Source organism: Treponema bryantii NK4A124 (genome assembly GCF_000421345.1).
Classification (GTDB): Bacteria; Spirochaetota; Spirochaetia; order Treponematales; family Treponemataceae; genus Treponema_D; species Treponema_D bryantii_B.
On sequence record NZ_ATWV01000027.1, the window covers coordinates 1 to 4,256 of the forward strand.

Consider the following 4,256-nt stretch of genomic DNA (forward strand, 5'->3'; position numbering starts at 1 on the left):
GGTCATTTAAATCGAATAAAAAAAACTTTTCATATAAGGAGAAAGGAAAGTATGAAAAAAATTACTTTAATGCTTTGCGCTTGCGCAATGGCGTTCGCTGGACTTCTGGTGTCATGTAATAATGGATCAGAATACATTAATGCATCCGGAGTATCTTATGACTACAAGTATAAGGTAACAGGTACAATTAAAGAAGCAACTGCTTCTGGAGCTGTTGCTGCACCATCAAAAACATCTGATGTTTACACATTTACAAAGGCTGTTGGAAAAGTGAACTGGTGGGAAAGTGAAAACTCATATGGTGATGTTCCAACTTATTGGATTGAAGCCTCAGGTTATGCTGATGAAGTATATACAAATTCATCTTCAGTAGAAACTAAATATTATAAAGAAGATATTTCTTTGCCATTCTATTACCTCGAAAAATTCGAAGATGGTTTCTATATCAATCTTCAGAACCTTAATGCTAACAATTATGTTTATCAGCAGAATCAGAAAGGAAAATATGCAAAGGTAACTTTGGATGGTGATTTCGGCGATGACGAGTTCACACTTACTTATGAGTATACACTTGAAACTGGAACAAATAACGAGACTACAGTTAACACTAAAACTTATTCAGGAACCGTTAAATTTTCAAGTGTTGCTGAATAATTATTAAAAGGAGAAGAACAATATGAAAAAAATCAATTTGATTCTTAGTGCCTGTGCAATTGCTGCAGTAGCACTTTTAGTTTCTTGTAACAATGGTACAAAAGACTATGTAAATGTAAGAACAATTAATAACAGCTATGCTTACAATGTAACTGGTAGCGTTACAAACACTAAAAAAGATGGAAATACAACTGCAGCTTCTGTAAATGTAACAACAGCTACAATAAAGAGTGCTACTGCAAAAGTTGAATGGTCAGAAGATAAGTTGAATGATTCTAACTATGATTATTATACAGTTAAATTCAATGGAACTGCTAACTGGACAACATCTAATACTCCAGCAGGTTCAACAACTGCAACTACTTCAAAGTTTACAGATGAGTTTGGTGTAGAGGGAACAACAGTAGAACAAGAAAGAGTAGAGCTTCCTGCTGGATGGTATTCACCTACTTTCATAACCCAGATTGATAGCATTTATAATCACAATTACGAAAACAATCCTTTGGATTATTATGAGTATCTTGCCCTGCAGCAGGCGTTTGTTACTAATTATGTTGATGATGCTACAAAGCAGGCAGATACAACAGGCTCTTATGATTCATATACATCATATTCCTCTAGAGTTCGTTATTTCTATGTTGAAGAACCATGTATCGATTCACTTGAGTTATCATTCTACGAATTCGATGGTGATTTCTATGTTTGGTACGACAATGAATACGTAAAACTTCCGGAAGATGCAGTTGACGGCGACTTCGGTGATGATGAGATTACAATTAAGTATACTCTCTCAGATGCTGATACAAGAACTGGTTTGTCTGAAACAGAGAAAAACGATACAACTGTAGTTCAGTCAACAGAAACAGCATATAACTTCACTTTCAAGTTAGTAGAAGCTGAATAATTCTAAAAAAAGGAGAAGAATAATATGAAAAAGATTAATTTAATTCTTTGTGCCATTGCAGCAACAGCATTCTTTGCTTCTTGTAACAATGGAACACCAAAATTTAACACTTACACAAGTGAAAGTTATACAAATAAATACACTGTTTCTGGTACTTATGAAAAATCAGTTGCAAACAAAACTGTAGATGCAAATGGTACAGCAGGAACAAGTGACCAGACAAGTTGGACTAAGAAAAGCGCTTCTGCTGGTTATGCTACAATTACTTGGAATGAGAGCAAGGTTCTCGAAGGAAACATGAGCGGAAATTATAGACTTAAATTAACAAGTCTTTATGGAACATCACAGACAAAGACTGATGTAGGTGCTACAGCAGGAACATACGCTCCGGCAGAACCAACAGCTCAGAACATTTCTTTTGATACATATTATGAGTATGACAATAATGGAAAACTTACTGATGTTTATGAATTCGATCTTTATAAAATTGACGATGATTTCTATTACGGCAATGGTAAAGGAGAATTGTTTAAGGCAACTGTAACTGGTGACCTTGAAAGTGGAGAAGATTTCACTCTCGCACTCACATTCTCTTCTACATCAGATTCTTATAATTATAATAACCCTATTGCATCTGATTCAAAGTTGCAGAATTACACAACAACAACAGAAACTTACACACTTTCTTTCAAGAACGCAAAGTAAGTTAATCTGAGCCAAAACTCAGTTTGTTAAACAGCAAGGGCTGTCCATCCGGTGAAGTGCACCCCAAAAATTGGACAAATAAAGTTCAATATTTGGAGGTGCATTTTTTATGTTTAAATACTCAACAGAGTACAAACTGAAAGTAGTAAAAGCATATTTATCAGGAGAAGGCGGTGCAGGAACAATTGCAACCAAATACAAAGTTGCAAGAACTTGTGTGCAACAATGGGTTGCTCAATATAAGTTAGATGGAAAATTTACAGAGCCAACTCGACATTTTAGCGGAGAATTTAAGCTAAAAGTGCTAAACTATCAACAAGAGCATAATCTTTCAGATTCAGCCACAGCTCTATTTTTTGGTATAACAAACAGCGGTACAATCTGTGTCTGGCGAAAGAAATATCTTACCGGTGGTAAAGAAGCTCTGTTTCAGAAACAAGGCAGGCGTTCAAAAATGCCAAAGAAAAGTTTAATACCAAATAAACCTAGAGAAGAATGGACAAAAGATGAAGAACTGGCTTATCTTCGAATGGAGAATGAATTCCTAAAAAAATATCTGGCCTTAGTTCAGGAAGACGACAGAAAGAAACAACAGCAGAAAAAAGACAGAGAACAGTCGAAGCTGTCAGAGAACTAAGGTCACAATTCAATGTTTCAGATTTAGCAAAACTTACAGGTTTGCCAAGAAGTTCATTTTATTACTCAGAAACGCATCCAAAGCAGGATAAGCACAAGGAAGAACGAGAACTTGTCCAGCAGATATATCATGAAAATAAAGGTCGTTATGGTTACAGAAGGATTACTTTAGAATTCAGGAACAGAGGTTTTCCAACTAACCACAAATTAATTCAAAAATTGATGCATGAAGAACATATTGTGTGTAAAGTTCGTCAGCATAAATACAATTCCTATAAAGGACAGATAGGCAAAGTTGCTCCAAATCTTTTGCAGCGAGATTTCAGTACAACAAAATCTAATGAAAAATGGGTTACAGATGTCACACAATTCAATCTGTTTGGAACAAAACTTTATCTATCTCCAATTCTAGATTTACATGATCAGTCATTGATAAGCTGGAATCTTTCTGAAAGTCCGACATATGCTCAAACAGTTGATATGCTTGAAAAGGCATTTGCCAAGATTCCTGATGGAACAAACCTGATACTTCATTCTGATCAGGGCTGGCAGTATCAAATGTATGATTATCAGAGACGACTTAAGGAAAAAGGAATCAGACAGAGTATGTCACGCAAAGGTAACTGTCTTGATAATTCTGTAATGGAAAATTTCTTTGGTCTATTAAAGTCAGAATTGCTATTTTTACAGGAGTTTGAATCTGTTGAACATTTCAAAAAAGAATTGATTGAATATTTATCTTGGTACAACGAAAAGAGAATTAAAGTTAAATTAAAAGGACTGACCCCTTTACAATTTAGGAATCAGTCCTTAAAATCTGCCTAGGTAAAGTGTCCAATAAATGGGGTGCACTTCACCGGGCAGCCCTTATTTTATTAACGAATATTATAAAAAACAGCTAAACAAAATCAAAAGTTCATTTACTAAACTTTTACCAAAATACCTTTCTGCAACTCCAGTACTTTATCCATAGTTAATCCGGTTATTTCTACAATATCAGATACAGGATATTCGTATCCGTCAAATCTAACCTTATTTAGCTAGTTCCATCCATTCGCCGCGGAACTGGAAGGGTGTAATTTCGATGTTCCATGGCAGGAGTTTTTTCCAGTCTTCTTCGGTTTCAGCATATGGTGCTTTTTCAAACAGACAACGCAGATAATCTTCCGGAGCTTTGCCGTTGAACTTTGCAGTTTCAATCAGAGAGAAAAGGAAGCATGAACTTTCGGCTCCCTTGCCGCTGCCAGAAAACAAGAAATTCTTTCTTGCCATTACAAACGGTTTTATAGCACGCTCAGCGGCATTTGTATCAGGTGTAACAAAACTGTAGTTGAGGAACTTCACAAGATTATCCCAG

General features: G+C 35.6%; 6 protein-coding genes. 5 read left to right on the top strand and 1 reads right to left on the bottom strand.

What is annotated here, in order from left to right; genetic code table 11:
• The first annotated feature begins 51 nt into the window (after positions 1 to 51).
• The 5 genes from G626_RS0114790 (at position 52) to G626_RS0114810 (ending at position 3,724) form a co-directional block, all read left to right on the top strand.
• A complete protein-coding gene (locus G626_RS0114790; RefSeq protein ID WP_027727237.1) occupies positions 52 to 654 on the top strand; it encodes a hypothetical protein in 603 nt (200 codons plus the stop codon).
• A 22-nt stretch (positions 655 to 676) separates the two neighbouring features.
• Positions 677 to 1,558, top strand: coding sequence for a hypothetical protein (locus G626_RS0114795; RefSeq protein ID WP_022933562.1), 882 nt, complete (start codon positions 677 to 679; stop codon positions 1,556 to 1,558).
• Between the two features lie 24 nt (positions 1,559 to 1,582).
• Positions 1,583 to 2,263: a hypothetical protein gene (locus G626_RS0114800; RefSeq protein ID WP_022933563.1), complete on the top strand. Its 681-nt coding sequence runs from the start codon at positions 1,583 to 1,585 to the stop codon at positions 2,261 to 2,263.
• Between the two features lie 109 nt (positions 2,264 to 2,372).
• Positions 2,373 to 2,900 carry a helix-turn-helix domain-containing protein gene (locus tag G626_RS0114805; RefSeq protein WP_022933564.1) on the top strand — a complete coding sequence of 176 codons (528 nt, stop codon included), beginning with the start codon at positions 2,373 to 2,375 and terminating at the stop codon, positions 2,898 to 2,900.
• Positions 2,816 to 3,724: an IS3 family transposase gene (locus tag G626_RS0114810; protein ID WP_231365129.1), complete on the top strand. Its 909-nt coding sequence runs from the start codon at positions 2,816 to 2,818 to the stop codon at positions 3,722 to 3,724. Before G626_RS0114805 ends, G626_RS0114810 begins: the two co-directional genes overlap by 85 nt.
• Positions 3,725 to 3,931: 207 nt before the next feature.
• On the opposite strand, the gene G626_RS17010 is transcribed toward G626_RS0114810, so the two are convergent.
• The coding region (locus tag G626_RS17010; protein WP_022933316.1) for an IS66 family transposase at positions 3,932 to 4,256 on the bottom strand (325 nt) is incomplete at its 5' end.